Genomic DNA, 25426 nt, shown 5'->3' on the forward strand with positions numbered 1-25426 from the left:
AGTGAGTCAGAAGGTGGCGCTTCTGAAACAGGGTCGTGAAGGGAACTTGCGGCCGGGACAACGGGCGGCGCGGCTTCGCACGACCCGGGCTGCCTTGTTGTTTTTGAGCCCGTGGATTATTGGGTTTCTGATTTTCACCCTGTGGCCCGTGCTGTACAGCGGGTATCTGTCACTGACTGACTACGACGTGATCAATACACCCAACTTCATTGGGATAGAAAACTATCTCCGGCTGATCGAGGATCCGAAGGTTAGCCTCGCTTTGTGGAATACGTTCATTTACACCGCGCTCTCAGTGCCGGTGCACGTGATAGTTGCCCTGCTTCTGGCGTTGCTGTTGAACCGGGCAGGCCGCGCTTCAGGCTTCTTCCGTACCGTGTTTTACCTGCCCAATATGACCCCCCCGGTGGCCATCGGAATCCTCGTGTTGTTGTTGTTCAATGGCCAAAACGGTCTCATCAACGACGTTCTCGGCTTTTTCGGGATTGACGGACCATCCTGGACGACTGATGCGAACTGGATAAAACCTGGGCTAGTCCTGATGAGTCTATGGACGCTGGGCGCTTCAGTCATCATTCTGCTCGCAGCACTGCGAAACGTCCCGCAAGAACTGTACGACTCCGCTAGGGTCGACGGCGCAAACGCGTGGCATACCACCACCAAAATCACCATCCCCATGGTCAGCGGCACCCTCTTTTTTCTGGTGATCATCAATACCGTCGCTGCTTTCCAGACGTTCACCGAGGCTTACACCGCATTCTTCGGTTCCGGCAACAGTACCTACAGCAACGACGCCGCTCTGTTCTATGCGATCTACATTTTCCAGCAGGCCTTCGAGTTCCTGAACATGGGATACGCCTCAGCAATGGCATGGCTGCTCTTCGTTCTCGTCATGGCGGTGACCGGCCTGCAGGTGGTGATCAGCCGCCGGCTGGTCTATTACGAAGGGGGGAACAACGATGCCTGACATGCAATCCGGGCTAGTTCCCCCACTGGATACACGCCCGGTGAAGGCTGAACCGCCTTTGTCTCCTATTCCCACCATCCGTCGTGAACGGCGCAAACCCACCGCCAGGATTCTCACGTGGATCGCACTCGGCGTCGCGACGGTGATCTTCACCTACCCCTTGTTGTGGCTTCTCAGCGCCTCGTTCAAACCACGTTCGGACGTCTTTGACAACAAACTCATCCCGGAAACCTTCACCTTCGAGAACTACCTGACCGTTTGGCAAGAGGCACCGCTTGCACTATGGATGGCCAACACGGTTCTGGTTACGGTTCTCGCGGCCCTGAGTGTGACCATTTCCAGTTCACTGGTGGCTTGGGGATTCGCTTACTTCCGTTTTAAAGGACGGAACCTGCTGTTCGGATTCGTCCTTGCCACCATGATGCTCCCCGGCGCCGTCACCATGATCCCCACATTCCTCATCTGGAACGGGTTGGGCCAGGTGGGGACACTGACCCCGTTATGGGCTGGGAACCTCTTCGGCAGCGCCTTTTACATTTTTCTCCTGCGCCAGTTTTTCCTCGGATTACCCCGTGAACTCTTTGAAGCCGCCCGTATCGATGGCGCAAACAACTGGCACATCTTTTCGAGAATCGCGCTCCCGCTATGCCGACCGGCCCTGGTCGTCACTCTATTGTTCGAGTTTCAGGCCGCGTGGACCGACCTGATGCGTCCCTTGATATATCTGCGGGACAGTTCCACTTTCACCATTCCCCGTGGTCTCAAGGCCCTACTTGACCAGTACGGGTTCGGGGGTGACTGGCATTGGGAAATAGTCGTAACGGCAAGTGTCATCACCACCATCCCCATGATCATCCTGTTCTTCCTCGGACAGAAACATTTCGTTGCCGGGATCGCAACCACCGGCAGCAAAGGCTGACCCGCCCAGCTTTCGACTTCTTGAAACCTTTGTCAGTCCTGATTTCTGTACGGGTTCAGTAGCCAGCGTTCTGCGGCGATCGCATTCTCGAAGTACTGGGTAGGGTAGGGCGGTTCGTATACTTCCATGAAGAAGGTGCTGATGGTCCGGTCGACCGCTGTAGGTCCGACGATGGCCAGTGCTGAAACATTGAGCCCGGTCGCGAAAGCGCTGAGCGCCGGTCTGCTGAGCGAGATCATGTTGTTGAGATGAACGAGCATCGGTGGGCACAACGACGGTGACAGTTTTTCAAGGCTAGTTATGAGTTCCGTGGCGTCGTGCTCGGTAACTGTGAGCCCTTCGTCCCAGTCAACTTGGATGTAGCCGGCGTCCTGGGGGAGGAGTGAGAACCGTCGTTGACTTTTCTTTCCGTCCGTCATCACATCTCTATTCTGAGTCTTTATTTGTGTTTCGTGGTAAGCCCGACCTGTTGGTTCATTATTGGCCGGCTAACTTGGTGATGTTTCATTGTGCGACGTCTGGCATCGTTCTGGTGGGGATTAGATGTTTTCCTTCTGCTTCGGGTGAAAAGCTAGTGCCAATGCTTCTAGCCGTTTGCCACAAAGGGTGCTTCACGCGAATATAGGTTCTTGTCCGCGATCTCAATAAGGAATGCTCCGAGATCGGCGCGGGCGATCGTGGTGTTGCGCGGAGGTTGGTGGGGATGGTGCCCGAGACGCCTTCCGGACGCGGGCTCATCCACAAGTCTGTGAGGCCGGGCCAAGGTCCAGTTGAGCTTACTGAAGGACCAGATGGGAAACTCACCGGACTTATCTGCTGCTTCGGTTCTGTTGAATCGGCGGAACAGAGCGTCGATTACTTTATTGATGAAACGTTTTTCGTCGCCGAATCTGTTGACGTGGCCGCAGCTGACGCCGATGAAGCGTTTGGGGCCGCCCGCGACCATAAGTGGTACGAGTGCTATGGCTGTGCGGGTGTGCAGGTACGGTTGATTACCGGTTGGCCCGAGAGCGGAGATGATGACATCGGCCGAGGTAAGAAGCTTCCGTAAATCTTCCCGGCTCGAGGTATCCCCGACGATGACCCTGATGCGGGCGGCAGCGGATGTCGGAAGTTTAGTGGGATCTCGGACGAGAACTGTCACATCATGGCCCTGCTCCAGAGCAGCGGCTAAGGCGTGCTTGCCTGTGCGTCCAGTCGCACCGATGAGGGCGATTCTCACAGACGTTCCTTCCGATTGGTTTCAACCCTGCATGTTTACAAGTGCTCGATCCGACGGTGAGTCAGTTCGGTAATTGTTTGCTGTAGATAGCGCCGTACGTCTCCGTCGTTTGGGCTTTGCGGCAAAATGTTGTGTTCTGTTTCGTCAGTTGTTTGCAGAACTTTGGTGCCCGCCGGGGTAATCGTGAATGTTCGTCGTTTCTGATCGACCGTAGGTTTCGAGTGGGCGATGAAGCCCTTGGACTCAAGGTGGTCAAGCGTTCTGGTCATAGTTTGAGGTTGAACCCGAACGTGGCGGGCAATATCAGCTTGAGTACCCGACCCTTGCAGGGTGATCACGAGAAGTACTGTCAGTCCTGCGTGGGTGATCCCGAAATCGGAGAGTTCCTTGTTCCAAGCGTTTTCGACTAGTCGGGTGGCGGTCTGCAGGAGGCGGCTCGTTGACCACTGATCCAAGTCCAGGTCCTGCATTACACTAACCTCCTTCATAATTTCTAGTCAGTATCAGCCCGATGCGTGTTCGGGTTATTGGTGCCGGTATTTGTTGACCATGGGGCAGTCGAAGGGGTCGCGTGCGGCGAGGCCGACCCGGTTGAGGTAGGAAACCACGGCGCCGTAGGAGGCTGCGACGCCGACCTCGGTGTAGGGGACTTTGAGGCGTTCGCAGTGCTCGCGGACGATCAGGGCGGCCTGGCGCAGGTGCGGGCGGGGCATATCCGGGAACAGGTGGTGTTCTATCTGGAAGTTCAGGCCACCGAAGGCGTTGTTGACGAAGCTGCCGCCGCGGATGTTGCGGGAGGTGAGGACCTGTTTCTGGAAGAAGTCCAGTTTGCTGTTCTTCGGGATGATCGGCATGCCCTTGTGGTTGGGGGCGAAGGAGGCTCCCATGTAGATGCCGAATACGGCCATCTGGACGCCGATGAAGGCAAACGCCATGCCGACGGGCAGGAACCAGAACAGGACGCCCAGGTACGCGCCGAACCGCATCGCGAGGAGGGCCAGTTCTATCCAGCGGCCCTGCACCGCTCCGGGCCGGAACAAGGTGCCGATCGACTTGGCGTGCAGGTTCAGGCCTTCGAAGGTCAGCAGCGGGAAGAAAAGGTAGCCCTGGCGGCGGGTAATCCAGGCGTGCAGGCCTTTGGCTTTCGCGGCATCTTCCTCGATGAAGGAAATGGTGTCGATCTCGATGTCGGGGTCCTTGCCCACAACGTTGGGATCGTTGTGGTGGCGGGTGTGTTTGTTCATCCACCACTGGTAACTGATGCCGACGACGCCGGCCGCGAGGATCCGTCCGGACCAGTCGTTGGCTCCGCGGGTCTTGAAAATCTGGCGGTGGGAGGCCTCGTGGGCGAGGAACGCGATCTGGGTGAAGACGATGCCGAGCACTGCGGCGATCAACAGTTGGAACCAGGTGTCGCCCAGGAGGGCGAATCCGGTCCAGGCGGCGCCCATGGTCAGGGCCAGTGCAGCGAAGACCGCGACGTAGAAACGGCGTCGCCGGTTCAGCAAGCCTTCCTTACGCACCTGCTTCAACAGCGTCGAGTAGGAGGCGACGACGTCGTTGGGTCTGGAAACGCGCACGCTACGGGCAGGGGCGGCAATGCTCATTATTGGTTCCTTATATGTTGAGACCCCCACGGTCGGTCTGGATACCGATGGGGATCCCAGGGTTGGGATCCCCATCGGCGGGTGTTGCCTGGATCTGGTCCGCGTTGCCGCTGTTCAGGTGCGGTTAGCGGTGTTGTGGTCCCGCTTCCGCTTGAGGATGAGCGCTAGTGCTACCATCGCTGCACCCAGGAACAGGTGCAGCCAGTTGTCAGCATCGTTGAAGGGAACGAAGTTCGCGTCTGAGTCCTGATCGATGACCAGTCCGTAAATCCAGAGAACCAGGTAAATCACTCCTCCAATGAGGAGGTAGTTCTTGGCGTTCGAGTAGGTACGGGCAAGGACCAGTCCCGCGACCCCGAAGAGGAGGTGAACGATGTTATGGAGAATCGACACCTGAAAAGCGCCCAGTAGGAGAGCCTCAGATTCAGGTCCTGCCATGTCCATCTGATCGTGCTGGCTGGTGACCCCGGGAATGAAGCCCAGAATTCCCACGAGCAAGAACACAGCGCCGACGGCCATGGCGGCCTTCTGCATGTTGGTTTTCTCCCGGTCCTGGCGGACCGGTTGATTAGCTGCGGTCATGATTCCTCCTAGAGATAGGTGTTCGGATTCCTTGGATCCTGGCGAGTACTAGATGGTGCGGTTGGTTCCAGTGGTGCTGGTTCCTGTGCTGGCGGCTTGGCTGGACTGGATGTTGCTTTTGGCGTCCTGTGACTTGTCCTTCAAATCCGAGGCCGCACCGGTCCCCTCATCCTTGACGGTTTGAGCTGACTCGGTTGCTGTTTCCTTGACCGAATCCATTGCTTCCTGGGCAGGTTCCTTCATGTCTTCCATGACCTGCTTGGCGGAATCTGTGATTTCGGTTGTCAGCGGCTGGGCTTTGTCCTTCAAAGCTGCGGCGGCTTCTTTCTCTTTTTCGCTTGCTGGAATCAGGGACGCGACGAGCATGCCCGCGCCGAAAGCGATCAGCCCTGCGGCCAGAGGGTTGCCTTTGGCCTTTTGGCCGAGCTGGTGGGGGGCGTCGTGCACGGCGTCGCCGGCGTGGTGGACGGCGGATTTCGCGGAGCCTCCGGCGTTCTCGGCGGAACCCATGACACTTGTTTTGACGTTGTCGGCAGAGCCCATGATTTTGTCCTTTACGTTTCCTGCGGCTTGCTTTACTTTGTCTGTTTGCCGGTGGGCGATGTTGGATGGATTGACCTTGTCGGCTACGGCGTCGACGTTCGTTCCGAGGCCGGCCCGGGTCCGTTCAATCTCGTCGCGGATTTGCTCTGGTGTCTTGTTCATGGGGTGTGCTCACCTGGTTTCAGAGTGGGAGGGACTTCTTTGAGGGTTTCGGCGGTGTCGGGCATTCCGCGGACGGCTTTGAGTTCCTTCTTGCCTTTCATCGCGAGGACGGCGGCAACAATGCCCCAGAGTACGGCGACGATGACCGAGGACCAGCCAAGACCGATCAGATCTCCCAGACCCCACATCAAGGCCAGGGACAGGAAGAGCAGAACAAAGTGCCCTGCGATGCCGGCTCCGCCGAGCATTCCCGCGCCTTTACCAGCCTGGGTTCCGGTTTCGCGCAGTTCAGCCTTAGCGAGTTCGAGTTCCTGACGCATCAGGGTCGAGATGTCACGGCTGACATCGCCCAGAAGGCTGCCAAGAGATTCGTGTTCGGCCTTTTCGTGGGCTTCGCTCGGGGGTGGCTGTCCGGGGCTCGAGTATGGGGAGCCGCCTGTTGGTTGGTGACTCATCAGCGGATCTCTCGCCGGCCAGGAAGGGTTTCATTAGGGGGTGTTCCTGGCGGAACCGTTGGATAGGTATCCGCCGGGTCCAGGACCTGGGCATCGGATGGAACCGGCGCAGCATGGGCGGGAGTCCGTGTTCCGGCGGGCGGCGTCATAGGGGTGCGCGATGGTGACCCACCCTGAGTGCCGGTGGAGGTATTGCCTGAACCTGAATGGCTGGATCCGCTGAGATTACGGGTTAGGCGACCTGCCAACAGTCCGGCGCCAGCGGCCACCATCAGGAAGGTTCCGGGATGTGAGCGGGCGTAGCCTTTGACCTCATCGAGCAGTGAACCGGGGTCGCGGCCTTCCAGCCAGCCTGCTGCGGAACCGGTGCGATCAGCGGCTTGCTGCACGAGGTGCTTTGCGGGTCCGTCCTCGTCGGTTTTCTCCGCCATGGACTTCAGCTCATCGCTGAGCGAACGCAGTCCTTCAGTGACTTTCTGCTGTTGCTCCCCGGCCTGGGATTTCAGGTCGGACCCTAACTCTCCGAGGAGGTTCTTCGCCTGGGTACCGGCTTCGGAGACGACATTCTTCGCCTCAGCCCCCGCGGTCTTGGCAACTCCCTTTGCCGCATCCGCACCTTCGTGGCTAAGGTTCTTTGCCTCGTCTTTCGCCTGGGTTGACGATGGCTGGCTACCACCTGGGCTGCCCGGGCTGTTGGATCCTGGTGTAGCAGGCACAGGGATGACTGGGTCTTCCGACCAGTTTTGGGTGCTCATAATGTTCTCCTTTGGTACGCGACCGAGGCGGGAAAGCTCGGCCTTATTGATGTGGCGTCGGGTATGACGCAGGCGGTGGGCGAGAAGCCGGCTGTTCAAGCGGAAAAATATTGTTCTTCCCTCCCACATAAGTGTTCAAAGTTCTGGTGACCTCGACGTGCAACTCGGGGCCGCTGATCACCGTAAGCACAGCATGCTTAGCTTTACGGTTAAAGGTAAGCACGCTGATTACTTTTTCGCAAGGGTGCAGGGCAAAAGGTTTCTCATGGTCTAATGCGTGAGGCCTAACCCGCGAGGGGCCGGCTGCCGACCTCACCGCGTGTGAGTGAGGCACCCCGCAGAAGTGCGGTTCCGTCGCAGGGCTTGCCCCCTCTTCGTGCGGGATGCTATTGCCTGTTCGTTTGTGGTGTTCAGTGGTCTTTCAGGTCGATGGCCTCGGCGACCACGTGGTCGCCGACGCCATCGAGCGGTTAGTGCGACCGCGGTTCACGCATGTGAGGTTAGCCGCCATGGGCGGGTGAGGTCAGCGTCGTTTGGAGAGTGCACTAAACCGGTTTTGTGGTCGTTGCATTTCTCCTTGTTGGGCGCCCAGAATGATGACGGCTGCGCTGATTATAGGCAGGATCCACTGCAGTGTTCCGAGCTGTTTCTGGGCTTTCGCCAACTCATCCGATGTGGCCGCACCTGGCTCGGTCGCGCCGGCCGTACCTTCGCCGGCCAGTTCACCGACCTTCTTGCCGAGCATTCCCGAGTAAAGTGACAGGCCCATTCCGGCGACTGTGATGACGGACTTGACTGTCGTATTCACCAGCGCGCCCTCTTGTTCTGCCACTCGGCCCTTGTTTCCCAGGATGAGACCGATTCCGCCCACAATGTGCGCACCGAACGCCGCCGTTTGAACCGGGCTCCATTTGGCCCAGCCAATAGTCGATAGTCTGGCTCGTTCCGTGGGATCCTTTGCCTCGGATGCGGCACCGTTGAGGCCGACCGCACCCATTAAGGAACCACCGAACCAGGCGGCGGCACTTAGATCGTGAACTGAACGTGCTAGCAGATTTCCTGCCATGATGATCACTTCCTTATCTCTATGCTTCCCTGTCCGACTGACAGGGAACCTATTCGATAAGCATACTTACTATGGGTTGGCCAACAACCCTTTGGAAACACTTTTCTTCACGACCGTTCAAGGATTCGGCCATGCTGGCGGAGTCCATCCCGGTGGTACCTCAAACTGATGGTATTCCAAACATTGGGTGCAACAAAAAAACGCAGATGACCTCCGCTCCGACAGCTGCTCACGCTGGCTGCATCGCACGGAATAAAAGCGACAAGGGCCAGCTGCTCACTGGAGGCGCAGGAGTTGCACTCCAGTATTGGGATGTCCGGTTTTCCGTGTTGCTTCACTATCAACACTGACAGTGGGAGCTCTATTGTCACCTCCTAGGACCTGCGTTTCATCTGGAAGGTGAGCGTTGAAGCGGTGCGAATCTATTTTCGCACCATCAGGGTTCGGCCCACTTTCCACTAGCCGGGGATCGAAGAATCAAAATGAAAGCACGCTTAGTACTTCACATCTTCGTGGTGGGTGACTACCGTCAGAGGTACGCCTTGAGTTGACCGACCATGGGTGTATCTGGCCGGAATCGTAGGGCTTTCTTTCTGCGGAAGGTTACAGATCCGATGTTTTTTCACAAGCAGGAACTTCAGTTCAAATCCACCCCTGATAAGCCCGATGCTGTCTACGCGCGCAAGCTCCAGGAGGTGTTGGGAGGACAGTACGGCGAAATTTCGGTAGCAATGCAGTACGGCTTCCAGGGCTGGAACACTCACATCCCCGGTAAATACCGGGATCTGCTCTTCGGGATCGGAGCCGAAGAGTTCGGGCACGTCGAAATGCTCGCCACGATGATCTCCCAACTGCTGGAAGAAGCGCCACTGGGGATCACCGAAGACGCCGTGCAGTCCGATCCCACCGTGGCCGCGGTGATCGGCGGCACCGACCTGCAGCAGGCGATTGTTGCGGGGGCCGGGGCCCGTCCGGTTGACAGCATGGGCAACCCCTGGCAGGGCAGCTACATCACGGCCAGCGGGAACCTACTGGCGGACTTCCATGCCAACGCCAATGCGGAAATGCAGGGACGGGTTCAGGTGGCCCGGCTTTACCATATGACCGACGACCACGGGGTCAGGGACCTGCTGTCCTTCCTCCTTGCCCGAGACACCATGCACCAGAACCAGTGGCTCGCGGCGATCGCAGAATTGCAGGCCGAAGGTGCCGAGAACCTTCCCGTACCGAGCAACTTCCCGATCAAGAAGGAAGAACGATCGGTGTCTTACCAGTACCTGAACTTCTCGGACGGACCGGCCGCCGCCGAAGGGTCCTGGGCTTCAGGGCCAACACCCGACGGGCTCGGCGAGTTCACGTATCACGATGGACCCACCACCAGCGCCCCGATGCCGCCGCCAACTCACCCGGACTCCCGCTTCTACGGCACCACCGAACTGCCAAACCTCGTCGAGAAAGTCGCCGGGGCCGTTCAAACCAAACTACACAAGGAATAGCCGCACAGGACAAGATGGAGCGATTTTCCTCGAAGTAACGCTTCATAGAGCAAAGGGGCGAACCGGGCTTCACAGTTGCTCGGTTCGCCCAGCCTGGATGACTACCAACGGAAGGGACGCTTCCATGTTTTACCGCGATGCAGCCGACAACATACGCCTCATCGAGCATGCCAACGTCAACTGCTACATCGTTCAAGATGGCGACCGGATTATGATTGTCGATTCCGGTCTGCCGCCGATGTGGCCCATGATGAGCTCAGCGCTACAGGAACTAGGTAGATCCCCCCCGTGACATCACCGCTTTGGTGCTCACGCACGCACACTTTGACCACCTAGGGTTCGCCGCCCGGCTGCAAGAGGATGAGTCCGTGCCTATCTTCGTGCACCCCGAGGACGCCTATATCGCGGCCCACCCCTACCGGTACAAGCACGAGAAGTCCCGAATTCTCTACCCACTGCGCTACCCACGGGGCATCCCAACGCTAACCCGTATGGCGCTGGCCGGAGCGTTGAAAGTTGTGGAAAAGGCGACCGTGCCGGTGGAACGTGTCCGGATGGGTAAGGAAACCGTCACCGACGAAAAGACTGTCACCGAGGAAGTTCGTAAAGAAAACACCGACACCGGCACCGGCACTGGCACTGGCACAAAAGCCGACGACTGTCGGACAGATAGGCGCTGACCGGGCGGCGATCGGCATATGACGCCACTAGAGATGGTGTCCCGCTGGCGGCCCGGCTTTCGAAGGTCATTGAGATGAGGAGAAGCAGATGAGTACCAGCGCAGGTTCAGCACAACCCCGGGACGACAACCCAGGCTCGGAGCACACCCGAAAGGACACTGCTTCGCGGGAGTCTTCCGAACGAAGCCATGGTGATTCCGATCCCCATACGGGACTGCTGAAGGTTTAGTTGACAGCTGGGGTTGATAGTTTTCTATGCGGCTGTGACCGCGTTGTTTATTGTCTCAAACTCGATCGGGGTCAGCCGGCCGAGCGCGCGTTGCCGGCGTTTCCGGTGGTAAGTCCGTTCAATCCAGGTCGTGATGGCGAGCCTTAGCTCGTCCCTGGTTTCCCACCGCTTCCGATTCAGGACGTTCTTTTGCAGCAGCGAGAAGGACGATTCCATCGCAGCATCGTCACCGCAGGCACCCACCCTCCCCATCGATCCGCTCAGCCAGTAGACGTGCAGGGCTGAGACGAATTTCCGGGATCTGAACTGGGATCCTCGGTCGGAGTGAAGGACCGTGCCCACGGGTTTCCTGAACGAAACGGCATGGTCAAGAGCCGCTACTGCCAGGGAGGCTTTCATCCGACCGTCCATGGAGTATCCGACGATCCGGTTCGAGTGCAGGTCTTTGATCGCGCAGAGGTAGAGCTTGCCCTCGTCCGTGGGGTGTTCGGTGATGTCGGTTAACCATTTCTGGTTCGCCGCCGCCGCGGTGAAGTCCCGATCCACGAGGTCGTCGTGGACCGGTGGGCCGGTCTTGATCCCGGAGCGGCGCCGACGGTGGATCACTGAGAGGATGCCATTTGCCGAACACAGCCGCCAGATCCTTCGTTCACTCACCAGCTGGTGAGCGCCGGCGTTGATTTCATCGGCGATGAACCGGTACCCGAAAGCAGGGTCATCACGGTGATGATCAAGGGCCGCGTTGATCAGATGAGCTTCCTCCAATCCCGGGACGAAACGGGGTTGGCGGCCCACAGATAGTAGGCCTGTCTGGAGAAGTTCAACACCCGGCAGGACACTGCGACAGGAACCCTGACCGGGGCATCCTGGGCAGCCAATTCACGGACCAGCAGGTACATCATTTTTTTGGATTGATATCCCTGGACAAGTAAGCCACCGCACGGCGCATCACTTCCGCTTCCTGCTCCAACAAACGGATCCGCTTATTGGCCTCCCGAAGCTTCACGGAATCATCGGACACGGCCCCGGAATTCACTCCGTCTTCACGGTCAGCGATCTTCAGCCAGCGGTGCAAAGCCGCAGGCGAAACACCGAAGTCCTTCGCGATCTGGGTCATGGACGCTTCGCCCTTACGGGCCACCGCAATAACGTCACGGCGAAACTCTTCAGGAAAGGCTTTAGGCATGATGAACATCCTTCCACCAGCAAGGACCAAATCCTCACAGGCAAAGTGTCAAGCAAACCTTCAGCAGTCCCGGATGCACTCATGGCGGACATTGGTGCAGCAGCAGACAAAGCCAAGGATTAAGCAAAGGACAATCCGGAGAAGGTCGATCAGGGCAAGGAAAAAGCAAAAGATGCCCTGGATGGGCAGAAAGATGGCGACCAAAAGTAGGAAAAGCGTGGTTGTTTTAGGCCGGGCCCGTTCGTATTCGGGCCCGGCTTCTTTTGTCCCCTCACGGTGAGGGTGGGGTCCGGTAGCGATGGTTCAAGTGACGCGATCGGGTCGTACGAGCAGTGTGGAAGACACGCCTCAGCCTAAAGAAGGGAGTTTATCCGCAGGCGCGTCGAGCGTTTCTGCCCGTTCAACACGTTCTATGAGGCGTTCCACCCTGGTATCGATCGCAAGAACTGCCATGGAACGTTTCTCCCTCAAATAGCCGTGTAGGTGGGATGGGGCAGTGCGTTTATACCCCTTTGTACTGCTGATACCGCTCTCGTTCAGATGTGGTCGAAGAAGACGATGCGTCTGGCGAATGGTAGACGGATAAGAGCAATGAGCGCATGCACGGACGCTGAGCACAGTTATTCGGGGTGAGCAGAAAATCTGTAATCGATCTCGGCGAAGGAATCCGCCGCCAAGACATAGAAGATCTTCAGAGGCACGTCTGCGGTGTTGCGAATGCCATGTTCCACTCCGGATGGGACGTGGGCACTAATGCCCGGGCCTACGACAAATTCCTTCCCGCCGAGGGATACAACGCCGTGTCCTTCAACAATGTAATAAGCTTCAACAGCATCATGCTGATGAAGTGCAAAAGCTGCAGCGGGAGGCACCTCTGCGACGCCAGTGACCAATGACGAGGTGGATGTGCCATTCCCGAAGAAAGTCCTGAAATCGATCCTGCCACGCACAGGATCATCCCAGCTTTCAGTATCTAACTGGCGTTCGTCCCGAATAAAACAGCCCGTTATTCCAGGGTGGTTCGTCACGTTGCTCCCGCGTTGGGGAATCATCGCCGCCGGCACCAACACGGCGCATCAGTTGTGTGCTCCGTACCGGCTTGATGTAACGAACTGCGGAAGCATACATACTATTGGGACAGAGGGTCAGTTTATGTGCAAGCCCCTTTGACGAAATTAATGTCTCGGGGATGTGGGGGTCCCGGTTCTAGGATCGGTTCGTTGAGTTCAGGGTGGAGTTTGCCTCCGTGCCGTTTCCTGAGGGTTGACGGCGAGGTTGCTGCGTGGCGTAAACGGGTCCCGGCGTAGGGAATTCCGCCGGTGAGGCGAAGGATGAGAGCAACCCAGATGCAGATTGAGCGCTCCGCTACCCATAGCGGTGCCCACAGGGCTGCGAAGCGGTGGAAGCTCTGCGTGCCGTCCTGACGGCGGCGACCGATTTCAGCGATGAGCCAGGTGATGGCTAACAGGACTCCATAGACCGGGGCCTTTCTGTGGGCCATCCGGGGGATGGTTAGGGCGAGAGGGAGGATTGATAGTTCGGCGATGAGGCGGCCGGGTTGTGCGAAGTCGTCGTAGGCCTGACGAGTTCGTTGGTGCAGGAACTGTTTGAGGGTAGGTGGAAGGCGTCCTACAAAGAGGTGGTTTGCTCGCACTTCGATACCTCCGGCCGCGCCGATGGTGCGCAGTAGTTCAAGATTTTCAAACAGTACGTTTCCGTCGTATCCGCTGGTACGCAGCAAGGCTTCCCGGCGAATGACCAAGGTGCCGGGGAAGTCGGCTCCGAAGGCGCGGTTGATGAGGGTTCGGGCGGTGTCCCACTGTGCGTGCCAGGGTGAGGTTGTGAAAATGTTTTGCGGACGTACCATGTCTGCGTCGCTGAGGAACGCGACTGCCTGGTGGAGGGTGCGGGCGTCGTAACGGACGTCGTCGTCGGCGATCACGAGGATGGGGGCATCTGTGAGTGCGATCCCGGTCATGACGCCAGCAGCTTTGCCGTTCCGGCATAGAGGCAAAGGCTTGGTGTGTTTGATCGTAGGCGGGAAAGTCCGGGCGTGTTCGGTGAACCGCGGTTCTGGTGACCCGTCGATGACTAATACGTCAATCCAGTGAGCTAGCTCGGTGAGGTATTCGGTGAGTTCCCTCAGTCCCTTATCAGAGGTCCACTTCAATGGTAGAAGGTAAGCAGCCTGAGACACGGTCTGGTGCGTGCTAGCGGTACAAGTGGGTTGGAGCTTCGTCGGATCGACACTTGACATGGTGCTCCTGCCCGTTCGGTAGGTTTACCGGTGCTCGTTCTCGGAGGTGAGGTGGAGGTGGACTTCAGCGATTTTCCGCTGGGCGGTCGTCGAACCGACAGACCAAATTTCCAGTAGTCGGGCGGATCGTTCCATCGGCTCGAACTTGAGGTGAAGGTCCATGCCGTGGCCCCCGAAGGAGTGCAGCAAATAGATGTTGCGCTGGTCATCGGTCAAGGACAACTTCGGAGGGGCGGTCGCTGGCGTAGAGGGAGGCAGCCATTGCATCGTCACCAGGGTGGCCACCGACGTGAACTCGATGACCTGCAACTGGAATCGTGATTCTCTTATCGCCACCTCGAGGGGAGGTTCGAAGAGGGATAACTGCCAGAGTTCCATTTCCATGACCGGCAGAAGAACTTAGTTTTCGCCTTCTGTGGTTGTCTGTTCGGGCCCGGTGGGGTCGTCTTTTAGGTCGTTGCCACGTGAGTCATCGACCTGGTGGTCGGTGTCGATCCCGTCGTTGTTGTCATGATTCGGGTCATCACAGCCCGTGATGAAGAGTGCAAGCAGGCCTGTAGCGGCGATCGCCGCTTTCATATTTTTACGCATGGGGATCCTTTCAAAATGGCGTCGTCGAATGGTTCCGGAGTGCATACGCTTAAGGTTCGTGCCCGGTGTTGAAAAGCTTGGTGTATGCCTGCTCGGCTTCGTCGAGAAGATGCTGGTCCAGTCGTCCTAGCGGGCATACCTGGTCAATCAGCGGTTCACAGTCGGGGCCCCGCGCGACGCAGTCACCAGAAAGTATCCATGCGTGTCGGCCATGCTTCTCGCCGATGTGCTTGTATTGGCAGATTTGGCGCGCCAACCAATCCTTCAACGGTCGTGTCCACCACGCTTCCGGCGACAGCGGGTTGACCGAGAGCCCGGGGAGCTGCAATCCGCTTTCCCCATCGATGCTCCCGGGTTGGGTCTCGATTTTTTCTGAATACCGCAGATAGACCGTCCCCTCGGTGCGGACTATCTCCTCCAGATCATAAAGAGTGGTGATGGTTCCGTACTTCATCGTTGCCTTCGCTCAAAGGACTGTGGCTCTCGGTGTTAGGCCCGGTTGGTGGCGGTTGCGGTGTTGTCGCGCTTCCGGCGCAGGATCAACGCCAAACCGACCATGGCGACACCCAGGAAGAGGTGCAGCCAATTGTCCGCACTATTGACCGGGACGAAGTTGGCGGTGGAGTCCTGATCGATGAGGAGCCCGTAAACCCACAACACCAGATAAATGATTCCGCCGATGAGGAGGTAGTTCTTGGCGTTTGAGTAGGTGCGTGCCAACACCAGGCCGGCCACGCCGAACAGGAGATGCACGATGTTGTGCAGGATCGATACCTGGAAGATCCCCAGCAGTAACGCTTCGGATTCGGGGCCGGCCATCTCCAGGTGGTTGTGCTCGCTGGTGATGCCCGGAATGAAACCTAGGACACCGCCGAGGAGAAAAACGGCACCGACGGCGATTGCCGCTTTCTGCATTGTTGTCTTGCTCCGGGTTTCAGGGACTTGCTGATTGTGTGCGGTCATAGGAATCTCCTAAATCGTGAAGAGGACTAGCAAGACACTGCCTGTTGGAAACCCGCGAAGGCGTGACGCTGGCCTCTCTTCCTGGCTCATCCTCCTGGTTACTCTTTGTGTAGTTTGTCCTGTACGGTTCCGGCCAGTTTTTCCATGGTGTTCGGCAGTTCGGTAGTCCCGTAGAAACGGGAGTCCGGGTGAGTTGGTGGTGGCATGGGGGCGCTTGTGGTGGGCCCGTCGTGGTAGGTGAATTCCCCGAGTCCGTCGGGGGTTGGACCGGATGCCCAGGAGCCCTCGGCGGCAGCTTTTCCATCGGAGAAATTTAGGTACTGGTAGGACACCGATCGTTCTTCCTTCTTGATCGGGAAGTTGCTCGGCACCGGAAGGTTCTCCGTTCCTTCTTCTTGGAGTTCCTTGATTGCTGCGAGCCACTGGTTTTGGTGCATGGTGTCTCGGGCAAGGAGGAAGGACAGCAGGTCTCTGACCCCGTGGTCGTCGGTCATATGGTAGAGCCGGGCCACCTGAACCCGTCCCTGCATTTCCGCATTCGCGTTGGCGTGGAAGTCTGCCAGGAGGTTGCCGCTGGCGGTGATGTAACTGCCCTGCCACGGGTTGCCCATGCTGTCCACGGGGCGGGCGCCAGCGCCGGCGACAATCGCCTGCTGCAGATCGGTGCCACCGATAACCGCTGCCACTGTCGGGTCGGATTGCACGGCGTCGTCCGTAATCCCCAGGGGCGCCTTCTCGAGAAGCTGGGCGATCATCGTCGCTAGCATTTCGACGTGCCCGAATTCCTCGGCGCCGATGCCGAACAGTAGGTCCCTGTATTTGCCCGGAATGTGCGTGTTCCAGGCCTGGAAACCGTACTGCATGGCCACAGTGATCTCGCCATACTGCCCACCCAGGACCTCCTGGAGTTTGCGCGCGTACACAGCGTCTGGCTTGTCCGGTGTGGATGTGAACTGAAGTTCCTGCTTATGGAAAAACATCGGTTGGTTGCCTTCCTCGGATCCCTTTGCCTTCTGATCCCAGCCAGTTACCCCATGGCCGGTCAACACAAGGTGTGTAGACGACGCTAGCGAGGACGAACACATTTGTGAAGAGCTAAGCGTGCTTATTAGTTGATGGGTTGCGAAAAGACCGTTGTGTTCTAGGCTCAGAATTTTTGGTTTAGTAGGAGACCACAGGGATTGGTCGTTTCGAAGTTAGGCCAATACGCGGTGATGTGGAGGTTATCTTCAATCCAGGCCTTATAGGGGCCGGCGCTATCAGATGGTGCGGTTTCATGCGCGACACTTTCAGCACGGGTTCGCTGCTGGGGACAATGACAGGATATTTCAAAGAAGAGGGAGGTCATTGCGTGCTCGTTTTTACGAGGCCTCCGGCTTTTGGTCGGGCTGGGGCCCTTCTTTAGCGGTGGGAGCGACGCTGCAAAGTGTGCGGGCGCAGGTTCGTCTATGAGGGGCCGTTGCGTCTGGCTATGGCGACGGCATCCGCTGGGCTCGCTCGCCAGGGCTCGCCATGACCGGTGAGCATGATGTCCGCGTCCACGCCTGCCAGTTTTTCCAGTGATTCCAAAGCCTTCCCACTATCAGCGGTTGCTGCTCCCGAGACGATTGCCGGTCCTGTAATCCCTGTGTAGGGGTTGAGGGTAACCAGCGCATCACCGCAGATCAAAACTCCCCGGTCGCTGAAATTCAAGGCGGTATGCCCGGCGGTGTGCCCCGGTACATGGATGACTTCCGGTGAGCCAGGCAAATCGGTGCAGTGGCCTTCCCTTAAATAGTGGACGTCCGTAACTCCACGGACGTTCAGCGCGCCGGCAAGGGCCATGCGGGTCAGGTAGGGAATGCTCTTCGGGTGTTTTACGGGGTAGAGCAGCCTGCTGTTCTCGTGGTCGTAGCGGTACGGGTGGGCGGCGATGTATTCGTCCTCCCGATGAACGAGGATGGGTGCGCGCAGCCGCGAGCGTATCCTGGCGGCTGTTCCCAAATGGTCAAAGTGGGCATGGGTAAGTACCAGAGCCCTAATGGAATCCTGCTGGTAACCCAGTTCCCGCAGCGCCGATCTCAGGTGCGGCCAAACGGCGGGCAGCCCCGAGTCAACGATCATGACGCCGTTGTTATCTTCCACCAGGTACAGATTCACTCCGGCGTGTTCCAGCCAATGGATTCCGGGGCCTACGTCGCGGATCAGCATGTCTGTCTCGATTCTCGGAATGTACGGCGGATTTGCGGTGTCGCGGCGTGGACCCGGTGTTCGGTGTCGGTGCGGGATATGCCAGGGTTTGGGGTTGCCTATCGTGAGGTCAGGAATGGCATCTGAGACGGTGGCTCTTTCCGGCGGTTTTTATGAGAAAATACCTCGACCTGGAGGGAGTTTTATGTGGAGTCCCCATTTCCGAGGGAAGCGAGTAGCTCGTTGCAGGCGGCTTCGCAGCGGCGGCATGCTTCTGCGCAGACCTGACAGTGATCGTGCATTTCGGCGTGCTGCTCGCATTCGTCGGCGCAGGCTTTACAGGCCGCGGCGCAGGCTTCCAACATGGCTTTGGTGACGTTGGCGTCGTAACCCGTATGGCGGGACAGAATGTTCCCCGTGGTAGCGCAGATATCGGCACAATCCAGGTTGGTGCGGATACATTTGGTAAGCTTCGCGACCATATCCTCACTCAGGCAGGCATCCGCGCAGGCAGTACAGGTCTGTGCGCATTCAAAGCAGGCGGCAATACATTCGGCTAACCTTTCCCGGTCTATGTCGCCGAGATCCTTCGGGTACGTCTCGAGCATGGTAGTGATGTCAGTCATTGTCTTGCTCCTGATTTATCGACGGAAAGCAAGGGCCGCAGGCCACGAGCCCTCCAGTCAACAGTAGCCTTATCAATCGGGTCAGACCAGCTCAGGCCAGATGTGAATGCTGCACCTAGAAGGGCCCGCGGAGCACCACGCTGGACCGGTTTATTAGTTGACTCGCTGCCGGGCGAGCCGTGTTCATACTGGTATCTCGAACGGAGCCGTTTAGCCGCCCTACGCAGACGGCTCCGTTTGGGAGCCCACCTCACGCGGAGACACGGTTCGTACCCGCTCGATTGAATGGCTACAGCGTCTTACGATGAGGGGTTATTTTCACCCGGATCAGGGTGGTCTCGGGCAAGGAGAGGGACCATAATGGGGTATGGACCAAGTAGACCGATCAAGGAGCCCGGCAGAGTCGCCACGGATGCGAAAATCAACGGCCGGATCGGCGGCTAGTCCAGTTCACCGAGGTTCCCACAAGCGAACCCAGTCAACGGAGTCGAACAACGAACTACGCAGACTGGCAGCCCGCCGATGGGATTCGCTGACTAAACTGGGCCGCCGAACACAACACGATCACTGACCGCCGACCCGTTTTCAGAGTGGTCGACTTTCACTGTGCTCGACGCTCTGGCAACTTATCGAGATCATCAGTAGGCTGTCCTGATCTGCACACTCCCCCGAGGTGCAGCTGGGCAGGGTCTCTCCGGGATGGGGGCCCTCGGCGTCGGTAGCCTCAGAGTTCTCCCAACTCTTCAGGTGCCGGCACCATCATGTGGCAGGCCACCATTAGCGGCCATGAGCGTGCACTGTTTACGGATCGCAGCGAGGTGTGGCACGTTCTCGGTTAGGCGGTCGAGTTCGCCGCAAGTATTAGTGTCGCGGATTCTGAGGCACAACTCAGTGGTTGAGTGCGGGCTCGTTAGCTGCTGTCATTTCGGGCATGTGCCAGGGCCGCAATCAGAGAAGCGTCGATGTCGCTTACGGTTTTGAGCCGAAGCCGGCGGTTGAAAGGATCGTCCCGCACTCGGATTTTTTCCAGTCTGTACTCCCCGGGTACGTCTATCCGAAGGAATAGGTCGACAGAGGTCTTATTGGTTGGAGTGATCTGGGCGAACTTGCGGTGGGCTGTTTGCAGCGACACGTAGGTTTTGCGGAGCTGGATCTCTATGCCCTCCGCGGCTAGGGCCCAGGCGAGGAGTTTGTCCACAATGGGCCGAAGCTGCTGCCGGTCCGCGTACTGGTCATCCAGCAACTCCTCCGGGGAATGAAGTAAAAACGTCGGATAACCGAACATCTCCCACTCCACGGCAACGGCACTGTAACCGGTCACCCCTCGAGCATTAAGCCACCGTTTCAACGTCTCACGGGAGTCCATGCCTGCGTCATTGGCCCTACCGACCCACGTTCTCGCATCGTGCCCGGTCTTGCGCTCCAACATTTCCAGATTCGAATACACCATGGAACGTCAGCTTTTCATTTCCACCATGGAAGCAAGGTTAGCCGCCAGCGGGAACTGAATAGTGCCTGACCGGTGCGGGTACCAAGGCTCATCGATCCACACTCTCAATTGCGGGGATCATAGACCCTTGGCTCCTTAGTCGACAGGATCAGTGGGGGACTCGAGCTGGTCGACGGCTGCGGAGAGTTCCTCAGCGGCGGGGAGGGCCTCTTTCTCGGCTGTTGGAAGGGATTCTTAGGTGTAGGTGGAGACAGCCAGGGGTAGAATCAGCCCGGCCGAGGGCGTATCGGACGGTGTGCTCGTTCTCGCTGCCGCAGACGAGGATGCTAACCGTTTCCCGGTGGGCGGGGAGCTTGAGTTTGCCATCGACCAGGGCGACGTAGAAGTTCAGTTCCCCTGCGTATTCAGGCTGGAACTCGCCGGTCTTGAGCTCGACGACGAAGTAGCGCAGCTGTGCAACGTGGAAAAACAGGAGATCGACATAAAAATCATCGCCACCGACGTAGAAATGTGAAGCTCCACATTGGGCCTGTGGAGATGGTGGGACGTCGACCAGTTGTCGGTGACGGTCGGAAATTAAGCCGTTGTGACGACCGCTGAGATCCGCCGCCCGCAAACGGCTCACTATTCGACCATTACTGACACCAGTGTTTGTCCTGCAATAGGAAAAGACGCGGCGACTCGTCCCGGAGCAGGCGAAGTAAGGCGGCGTTAGGCCACCGGGATCAGCGCCTCTAAAGCCTCGCGGGCTTCATTGTAGGTGCCACCGCTGGCAGTGATCCGGCTCGTCTCAGTCTCGCCGTTACGGCGCACAGTACCGATCAGTCCATTTTTACCCCTTAGATAGTCAACTGGTTAGCGCCAGTGCCTAACTAGCGGTGCCCCACAATGTGAACCGTCCCGGGTTTGATGCCGCTATCTTCTGTGAGAAAGATAGTGACTATGCCTAAGCAGTTTCCTCCCGAGGTCCGTGATCGTGCAGTGCGCATGACGGTGGATCGGCTGTCCGAATATCCCTCTGTTTATACGGCCTGTAAGGCGTTGGCGCCGAAGCTGGGAGTCGGTGCCGAATCGCTGCGTCGTTGGGTGGTCCAGGCTCAGATCGATGCCGGTGAAAAGACCGGGCCGAGCAGTGAGGAGTTGGAGGAAATCAGGCGGCTCCGTGCTGAGGTGCGGGATCTGAAGGAGTCCAACGAGATCCTGAAACAGGCGTCGATTTTCTTCGCGAGGGAACTCGACCCTCGCCGCCGCTGATCTGCCGATTCATCGACGAAATGCGCGCTCTTGGTTACGCGGTCGAGTCGATCTGCGCCGTCCTGCGAGATCAGGGCGTGCAGGTTGCCGCACGAACTTACCGGTCGTGGAAGACCCGCCTGCCAGCGTTGCGCACCTTTGAAGACGCCCGCCTTACGGATGCGTTGCGGAGCTTGAGAGTCACCGACGTCAAGGGACGCCCCCGCCGCGAGACCCTTTACGGTCGGCGGAAGATGACGCAGTGGCTGCGCCGCAACGGTTTCCCGGAAGCCTCCAAGCACACTGTGGACCGGCTGATGCGCGAGGAGGGCATGAACGGTCTGGTCAGGGGCCGCAAGATGCGCACCACGGTGCCTGGTAAGGACGGCCGCCGTGCCGGGGATCTGCTGAATCGGGACTTCACAGCGCTGGCCCCGAATCAGGTCTGGGTCACGGACTTCACCTACGTGCCGGTCTACGCCGGGTTCGTCTACGTGGCATTGGTCATTGACCTGTATTCCCGGGCGATCGTTGGGTGGGAAACCTCCACCGTGAAGGACACGACGTTCGTGGAACATTGCCTGCGGATGGCTTTGTGGCGGCGCCACCACACCGGCCGGCCAGCCGCGAAGGGGCTGATTCATCATTCCGACGCGGGAAGCCAATACACCTCCATCCGTTACACCGACACCCTGGCCCTAGAGGGCCTGCAACCCTCGATCGGCAGCGTCGGCGACGCGTACGACAATGCCGCCGCTGAAACGGTCATGGGGCTATTCAAGAACGAGGCCGTCGCGAAGGGTTCACCGTTCCGCACCGGAGCCCTGAAGACCGAAACCGACGTGCAGACAATCGTCTTCGAATGGGTCCACTGGTACAACAACGAACGCCTGCATTCCGCCCTGGACCACCAAACCCCAGAGGAATACGAGCAAACATATTATGATCTACAAGCCGGTCCGTCACCCGACGCCGCCGCCAACAAACAGGCGGCATGATTCCCGGGACGGTTCAAATCTCATCCCGGCGGACGCCGCCGATCTCTCGATGTTCAGCGTAGATAGGGTTTTTCGTACCCGTTGTCACGGATTTCGGATATCAGCACATTTGTTAGAGGTGGGGGAGACCTTGGGCGGGGGAGGAGGCTTGGGCGTGGGTGCGTTTGGGTATCCGGCCGGCTTGTGAGGCGAGCCGGCCGGCGATAACGGCGTGTTTGAAGGCTGTCGCCATTATTATCGGGTTCTGTGCTCTGGTGACTGCTGTGGCGAGCAGGACCGCGTCGCAGCCCAGTTCCATTGCCAGTGCGGCGTCGGAGGCTGTGCCGATCCCGGCGTCTAAAACTATCGGAACTGTTGCCCTTGAGGCGATTAGTTCGATGTTGTGGGGGTTTAGGATACCCAGCCCCGTCCCAATAGGGGACCCCAGGGGCATAACGGCTGTAGCTCCGAGTTGTTCTAGTCGTCGGGCCAGGATGGGATCGTCGTTGGTGTATGCGAAGACCTTGAAGCCTTTCGAGACCAGTGTTTCGGTGGCCTGGATGAGTTCCAGCGCATCGGGTAGCAAGGTTTGTTCATCGGCGATTACTTCAAGTTTTATCCAGTCCGTTGCCAGTGCCTCCCGCGCCAGTTCAGCGGTCATGACCGCTTCGCGGGCAGTGAAACATCCTGCCGTGTTCGGTAATATCCGGATCCCTTGCTCGTTGAGTAATTCGAACAAGGACCCACCCGTCTCGGGGTTGTACCTTCGCAGCGCCACGGTTGTCAGTTCCGTTCCCGATGCTGCCAGGGCCGCCCCCAAGCCTTCCAGGCTTGGGGCTCCCCCGGTTCCCATGATCAGCCGGGAGCTAAGCGTAACCCCGTCGATCGTTAACGCGTCGTTGTCAGTCAATGTTTTATCCTCCCTGGACGGCGGTAAGAATTTCGATGTCGTCACCGTTCTGGATGGTTACCTCAACCCAACGGGTGCGGGGTACGAGCTCAGCGTTGACTGCAACGGCTACACCCAACTGTTTTTTATCGATTGGTTGCCCGGCATCGGTCAACTCACGGCCGGTCAGCTCGGTGATTAGGTGCTTGAGGGTGGAAACCGAAACGGTATTCCGGGGTTGTCCGTTCAATGTGAAGTTCATAGGGCAATCCTTACTTCATCAGGAAAACTGTTATGACGGGAAGCATGAGGACGGGACGCTTCGGCGAAGTGCCGGGGGTTACTGAACCGGTCGGGTCGGAATCGCTCGATGTCGATCTCCGGTATGTTTTGGCTGATCAGGTCCACGCAGAGGCGGGCGGTGATCGGTGCCAGCAGCACCCCGTGCCGGAAGAAACCGGTAGCGACCACAAGTCCACGCACATCGGAGCCGTCCGGGTCCCTGCACCGGCCAAGCAGGGGAGCGTTGTCCGGGGTCCCCGGTCGGGAGCGGCAGAGGGCTTCGAGCAGTTCGAGTTCCGCGACTGCCGGGATCAGCGTCTGAGCATCCCGGAGTAGTTCGTAGACACCTCCCGCGGAAAGCCCCGCGGACCCGTTTTCCCGTTGAGTGGCACCTATCACCACCGTTCCATCCTGCCGGGGCACCACATATATGGACGACCCGCGGACCAACCCGCGGACCGTGGAGGTTATGAGCGGTCTAAGGTGTTCGGGTACGCGCAGGCGGAGAATGTCCCCGTACACCGGACGTAACGGTAGCCGCAGCCCTGTCGGCAGGCGATCAATGTTTACCGCACCGAGCCCGTTAGCCAGGATGATCTCATCAGCATCAATCCGCTCTCCGTTCTCCAGCAACACACCGGTCACAGCAACACGGTCAGTAGCATCGTCATGGATAAGTGCGGAAACCGAAACGGGCACCGTGCGCGCGGTCGTCTGTTTGGCTAGTGCTGCTTGGAGGGCAACGGCCATAGCCCGCGGATCAACCTGATGATCCTCGGGAACCAGGAACGCTCCTGAAAGCTGCGGGCCGAGCAGCGGCTCCAGACGCCTCGCCTGACTAGTGGTGAGTGCTTCCACCTGAAGTCCAAGACTTGACTGGACAGAGCGCAGGTCGGTCAGGGCCTGCCGATCCGCCGCATCGACACCGGCGACCAGGGTTTGCCTGCGCTGGTAGCCGGTTCCAATCCCGGAGGCGGCCTCCAGCTCCGTGATGAAGTCTCGGTATGCCCGGGCCGAGGGCAGCGTCAGGTCCAGCAAGGATTCTTCCTGATAATGGAACTCACTGACCGGGGCCAGCATCCCCGCCGCAGCATGGGTAGCTCCGGAAGCGGGCGCGGGATCAATCAGCGTGACCTGGTGGCCGCGACGGCTGGCCTCCCAGCCGATGGCCAATCCGATGATCCCGCCACCGACAATGACGGTGTGCGCGAGGCGGTCCGGGTTATGAATAGTCATCAGAGTCCTTCCTACGCCGGGCTTAACCGGTTCAGGTTCGTACGGTCGGCGTCGAACGCCCTCTCAGCCCTACCGACCGCGAGTGTAGGAACACTGGCGGAAGATCGGGCTCCCGTGGAGCTATTAGTCTAAGGCGTATGGCCTTTATTTCAGATGTTTTCCCTCTCCCGCCGGCTCTGAACGACGGTGACACGGCGTCAACGGTCAGTACGGCAGACCTGCACCGGCAACAGTTCGCATCAGCGCAGTTGTACCTGTGCACGGATTCACGAAAGGAAAGGGGCGACTTCGCGGAGTTCGTCGACGCCGCCTATGCCGGTGGTGTGGATATCATCCAGCTTCGCGACAAAAAGATCGACGCAGTCGAAGAACTCGCCTGTCTCGTGGCTCTGCGTACGGCAGCGGATCGACACGGCAAACTCTTTTCCGCCAATGACAGGGCAGACATAGCCCGACTCAGCGGCGCACCGGTCTTCCACATAGGACAAAAAGATCTGCCAGTACCTGACGCCCGGCATCTATTGGGCCCCGAACCGATCATCGGTTTATCCTGCCATTCCCCGGCCCAAGTCGCCGCTGCCATGACCACAAGTGGGCTGGATTACTTCTGTACCGGCCCTGTCTGGGCTACACCCACGAAACCTGGCCGTGCTCCCTCCGGGCTTGAATTGGTGCGTTACACAGCAGCACGTTCGGCCGAGACCTCGTCCCCACGGGCTTGGTTTGCCATTGGAGGAATCGATCACACCACCATTGGCCAGGTCGTCGAAGCCGGGGCCCGCCGGGTTGTTGTCGTACGAGCCATCACAGAAGCCGACGACCCATCCTCCGCCGCCAGGTCCCTCAAATCAGCCCTCCCAGCGCCCACCTAACCTTTCCACGTG

The 25426-nt window shown here is 58.6% G+C and carries 28 protein-coding genes, 2 pseudogenes and 1 riboswitch; of the genes and pseudogenes, 6 read left to right on the plus strand and 24 right to left on the minus strand.

Translation table 11 applies throughout. The features are described 5' to 3' along the window. Position 1 precedes the first annotated feature (1 nt). Together ACX80T_RS10220 and ACX80T_RS10225 are read left to right on the plus strand one after the other, a co-directional pair. A complete protein-coding gene (locus ACX80T_RS10220; protein ID WP_459304337.1) occupies positions 2 to 967 on the plus strand; it encodes a carbohydrate ABC transporter permease in 966 nt (321 codons plus the stop codon). Between the two features lie 40 nt (positions 968 to 1007). Further along, positions 1008 to 1886 carry a carbohydrate ABC transporter permease gene (locus tag ACX80T_RS10225; protein ID WP_459304338.1) on the plus strand — a complete coding sequence of 293 codons (879 nt, stop codon included), beginning with the start codon at positions 1008 to 1010 and terminating at the stop codon, positions 1884 to 1886. Positions 1887 to 1918: 32 nt separating this feature from the next. Here the strand turns inward: ACX80T_RS10225 and ACX80T_RS10230 are convergent, their stop codons facing one another. The 9 genes from ACX80T_RS10230 to ACX80T_RS10270 form a co-directional block, all read right to left on the minus strand. Beyond that, complete coding sequence (locus ACX80T_RS10230) at positions 1919 to 2305, minus strand: DUF7793 family protein (protein WP_459304339.1); 387 nt, start codon at positions 2303 to 2305, stop codon at positions 1919 to 1921. Positions 2306 to 2472: 167 nt separating this feature from the next. Beyond that, a complete protein-coding gene (locus tag ACX80T_RS10235; protein ID WP_459304340.1) occupies positions 2473 to 3108 on the minus strand; it encodes an NAD(P)-dependent oxidoreductase in 636 nt (211 codons plus the stop codon). A 35-nt stretch (positions 3109 to 3143) separates the two neighbouring features. Continuing rightward, positions 3144 to 3578 carry a MarR family winged helix-turn-helix transcriptional regulator gene (locus tag ACX80T_RS10240; RefSeq protein ID WP_459304341.1) on the minus strand — a complete coding sequence of 145 codons (435 nt, stop codon included), beginning with the start codon at positions 3576 to 3578 and terminating at the stop codon, positions 3144 to 3146. 54 nt (positions 3579 to 3632) lie between these two features. Further along, on the minus strand, positions 3633 to 4715 hold the full coding sequence (locus ACX80T_RS10245; protein ID WP_459304343.1) for a fatty acid desaturase family protein: 1083 nt from the start codon (positions 4713 to 4715) through the stop codon (positions 3633 to 3635). Between the two features lie 114 nt (positions 4716 to 4829). After that, entirely contained in the window at positions 4830 to 5297 is a 468-nt protein-coding gene (locus ACX80T_RS10250) for a DUF4383 domain-containing protein (protein WP_459304344.1), read from the minus strand. Between the two features lie 48 nt (positions 5298 to 5345). After that, positions 5346 to 6002 (minus strand): DUF3618 domain-containing protein, encoded by a 657-nt coding sequence (locus ACX80T_RS10255; protein WP_459304345.1) that lies wholly within the window; start codon positions 6000 to 6002, stop codon positions 5346 to 5348. Next, positions 5999 to 6457: a phage holin family protein gene (locus tag ACX80T_RS10260; protein WP_459304346.1), complete on the minus strand. Its 459-nt coding sequence runs from the start codon at positions 6455 to 6457 to the stop codon at positions 5999 to 6001. Before ACX80T_RS10260 ends, ACX80T_RS10255 begins: the two co-directional genes overlap by 4 nt. Next, positions 6457 to 7212 (minus strand): hypothetical protein, encoded by a 756-nt coding sequence (locus ACX80T_RS10265; RefSeq protein ID WP_459304347.1) that lies wholly within the window; start codon positions 7210 to 7212, stop codon positions 6457 to 6459. The genes ACX80T_RS10260 and ACX80T_RS10265 overlap by 1 nt, the downstream gene beginning before the upstream one ends. A 523-nt stretch (positions 7213 to 7735) precedes the next feature. Then, complete coding sequence (locus tag ACX80T_RS10270; protein WP_459304348.1) at positions 7736 to 8278, minus strand: hypothetical protein; 543 nt, start codon at positions 8276 to 8278, stop codon at positions 7736 to 7738. Positions 8279 to 8892: 614 nt separating this feature from the next. Between ACX80T_RS10270 and ACX80T_RS10275 the strand changes: the two genes are divergently transcribed. Next, on the plus strand, positions 8893 to 9774 hold the full coding sequence (locus tag ACX80T_RS10275; protein ID WP_459304349.1) for a manganese catalase: 882 nt from the start codon (positions 8893 to 8895) through the stop codon (positions 9772 to 9774). A 124-nt stretch (positions 9775 to 9898) separates the two neighbouring features. Beyond that, positions 9899 to 10454: pseudogene (locus ACX80T_RS10280) on the plus strand (MBL fold metallo-hydrolase). A 253-nt stretch (positions 10455 to 10707) separates the two neighbouring features. Here ACX80T_RS10280 and ACX80T_RS10285 read toward each other — a convergent pair. From ACX80T_RS10285 to ACX80T_RS10340, 12 genes and pseudogenes are all read right to left on the minus strand, one after another. Beyond that, positions 10708 to 11869: pseudogene (locus ACX80T_RS10285) on the minus strand (IS3 family transposase). 620 nt (positions 11870 to 12489) lie between these two features. Next, positions 12490 to 12897: a cupin domain-containing protein gene (locus ACX80T_RS10290; protein ID WP_459304350.1), complete on the minus strand. Its 408-nt coding sequence runs from the start codon at positions 12895 to 12897 to the stop codon at positions 12490 to 12492. 122 nt (positions 12898 to 13019) lie between these two features. After that, the gene (locus ACX80T_RS10295) at positions 13020 to 14039 is read right to left on the minus strand and encodes a glycosyltransferase family 2 protein (protein ID WP_459304351.1); all 1020 of its coding nucleotides are present in this window, start codon (positions 14037 to 14039) and stop codon (positions 13020 to 13022) included. A 111-nt stretch (positions 14040 to 14150) separates the two neighbouring features. Next, complete coding sequence (locus tag ACX80T_RS10300; RefSeq protein WP_459304352.1) at positions 14151 to 14510, minus strand: hypothetical protein; 360 nt, start codon at positions 14508 to 14510, stop codon at positions 14151 to 14153. Between the two features lie 15 nt (positions 14511 to 14525). Then, a complete protein-coding gene (locus ACX80T_RS10305; protein WP_459304353.1) occupies positions 14526 to 14717 on the minus strand; it encodes a hypothetical protein in 192 nt (63 codons plus the stop codon). Between the two features lie 49 nt (positions 14718 to 14766). Continuing rightward, positions 14767 to 15171 carry a DUF6098 family protein gene (locus ACX80T_RS10310; RefSeq protein WP_459304354.1) on the minus strand — a complete coding sequence of 135 codons (405 nt, stop codon included), beginning with the start codon at positions 15169 to 15171 and terminating at the stop codon, positions 14767 to 14769. Positions 15172 to 15206: 35 nt separating this feature from the next. Next, the gene (locus ACX80T_RS10315; protein WP_459304355.1) at positions 15207 to 15680 is read right to left on the minus strand and encodes a DUF4383 domain-containing protein; all 474 of its coding nucleotides are present in this window, start codon (positions 15678 to 15680) and stop codon (positions 15207 to 15209) included. Positions 15681 to 15778: 98 nt separating this feature from the next. Further along, positions 15779 to 16660, minus strand: coding sequence for a manganese catalase (locus ACX80T_RS10320; RefSeq protein WP_459304357.1), 882 nt, complete (start codon positions 16658 to 16660; stop codon positions 15779 to 15781). Positions 16661 to 17126: 466 nt separating this feature from the next. Next, the gene (locus ACX80T_RS10325) at positions 17127 to 17870 is read right to left on the minus strand and encodes an MBL fold metallo-hydrolase (RefSeq protein WP_459304358.1); all 744 of its coding nucleotides are present in this window, start codon (positions 17868 to 17870) and stop codon (positions 17127 to 17129) included. 182 nt (positions 17871 to 18052) lie between these two features. Next, on the minus strand, positions 18053 to 18475 hold the full coding sequence (locus ACX80T_RS10330) for a four-helix bundle copper-binding protein (protein WP_459304360.1): 423 nt from the start codon (positions 18473 to 18475) through the stop codon (positions 18053 to 18055). 910 nt (positions 18476 to 19385) lie between these two features. Then, positions 19386 to 19925 carry a DUF5655 domain-containing protein gene (locus ACX80T_RS10335; protein ID WP_459304361.1) on the minus strand — a complete coding sequence of 180 codons (540 nt, stop codon included), beginning with the start codon at positions 19923 to 19925 and terminating at the stop codon, positions 19386 to 19388. Positions 19926 to 20115: 190 nt separating this feature from the next. Next, positions 20116 to 20550 carry a PDDEXK nuclease domain-containing protein gene (locus tag ACX80T_RS10340; RefSeq protein ID WP_459304362.1) on the minus strand — a complete coding sequence of 145 codons (435 nt, stop codon included), beginning with the start codon at positions 20548 to 20550 and terminating at the stop codon, positions 20116 to 20118. A gap of 317 nt (positions 20551 to 20867) precedes the next feature. Between ACX80T_RS10340 and ACX80T_RS10345 the strand changes: the two genes are divergently transcribed. After that, positions 20868 to 22156 (plus strand): IS3 family transposase gene (locus tag ACX80T_RS10345; RefSeq protein ID WP_459304363.1). Its coding sequence is split into 2 segments (ribosomal slippage): positions 20868 to 21141 and positions 21141 to 22156, totalling 1290 coding nucleotides; the frame shifts between segments, so codons are not numbered across the junction. 112 nt (positions 22157 to 22268) lie between these two features. Here the strand turns inward: ACX80T_RS10345 and ACX80T_RS10350 are convergent. From ACX80T_RS10350 to thiO, 3 genes are all read right to left on the minus strand, one after another. Then, positions 22269 to 23045: a thiazole synthase gene (locus ACX80T_RS10350; protein ID WP_459304364.1), complete on the minus strand. Its 777-nt coding sequence runs from the start codon at positions 23043 to 23045 to the stop codon at positions 22269 to 22271. A gap of 4 nt (positions 23046 to 23049) precedes the next feature. Further along, complete coding sequence (gene thiS, locus ACX80T_RS10355; protein WP_459304365.1) at positions 23050 to 23286, minus strand: sulfur carrier protein ThiS; 237 nt, start codon at positions 23284 to 23286, stop codon at positions 23050 to 23052. Continuing rightward, positions 23283 to 24542: a glycine oxidase ThiO gene (thiO, locus tag ACX80T_RS10360; RefSeq protein WP_459304366.1), complete on the minus strand. Its 1260-nt coding sequence runs from the start codon at positions 24540 to 24542 to the stop codon at positions 23283 to 23285. The genes thiS and thiO overlap by 4 nt, the downstream gene beginning before the upstream one ends. Continuing rightward, positions 24534 to 24668: riboswitch (TPP riboswitch) on the minus strand. It overlaps the preceding gene by 9 nt. 11 nt (positions 24669 to 24679) lie before the next feature. Here thiO and thiE point away from each other — a divergent pair. Beyond that, positions 24680 to 25414, plus strand: a complete 735-nt coding sequence (gene thiE / locus ACX80T_RS10365; RefSeq protein WP_459304367.1) for a thiamine phosphate synthase — start codon at positions 24680 to 24682, stop codon at positions 25412 to 25414. Positions 25415 to 25426 lie beyond the last annotated feature (12 nt).

The organism is Arthrobacter sp. Sr33 (assembly GCF_054511195.1).